Below are 592 nucleotides of genomic sequence, written 5' to 3' on the forward strand. Positions count from 1 at the left end.
GCCTCCGTCCTCTCACACCACCGTACAAGCGTGGGTCGCATACGGCGGTTCCGAATATACTTTCAGTGACTCGTACCCATCTCTTAGTGAGTACAGCCCCAACCCCTCGAACCATTTTATTGGCATGGCGTGATTAACCTGTGGCGTTGAAGCTAGATGCCACCAACCCTTATCTGACATCGCTAGCTTCCACGCATTACGCTCCGTTACACCTTGTCGCTGTAACCATATCGCTATGCTGTGTCTGCGTTTGCGCTGCTTTAGTCGGTAGCACCTTAATCTACGCCGTATCCATTCGTCTAAGCGCTGCATTGCACTTTTACTAACAGTAAGCTTGAAGTAGTGTTGCCATCCTCTTAGATATTGAGTTAACTCCGTGATTATCACCTGTAACTCTCGTCCTCGATTTCGCTTCGTTATCTGACGTACTCGCTTCTTCATTTGAGCTTGTGCCGTCTTCGATATCCCGATTCTTCCGTCTATCTGGAAGCGGTGGCTTAGGTAAGTTCGCTTTGTCACTCTCGTTGCTGCACTTTTCTTACGGTTTACCGTCAGCTTTAGTTTCTGCTCCAAGAACTCCGTTATCGACTCT

Annotated in this window: 1 protein-coding gene; it reads right to left on the reverse strand. The window is 48.5% G+C overall.

What is annotated here, in order from left to right; translation table 11 throughout:
• Positions 1-12: 12 nt before the first annotated feature.
• On the reverse strand, positions 13-592 hold a 580-nt coding region (locus tag AB4486_RS23295), incomplete at its 5' end, for a group II intron maturase-specific domain-containing protein (protein ID WP_102420154.1).

Origin of the sequence: Vibrio sp. 10N.222.55.C6 (assembly GCF_041473395.1) — a bacterium.
Lineage (GTDB): Bacteria > Pseudomonadota > Gammaproteobacteria > Enterobacterales > Vibrionaceae > Vibrio > Vibrio crassostreae_C.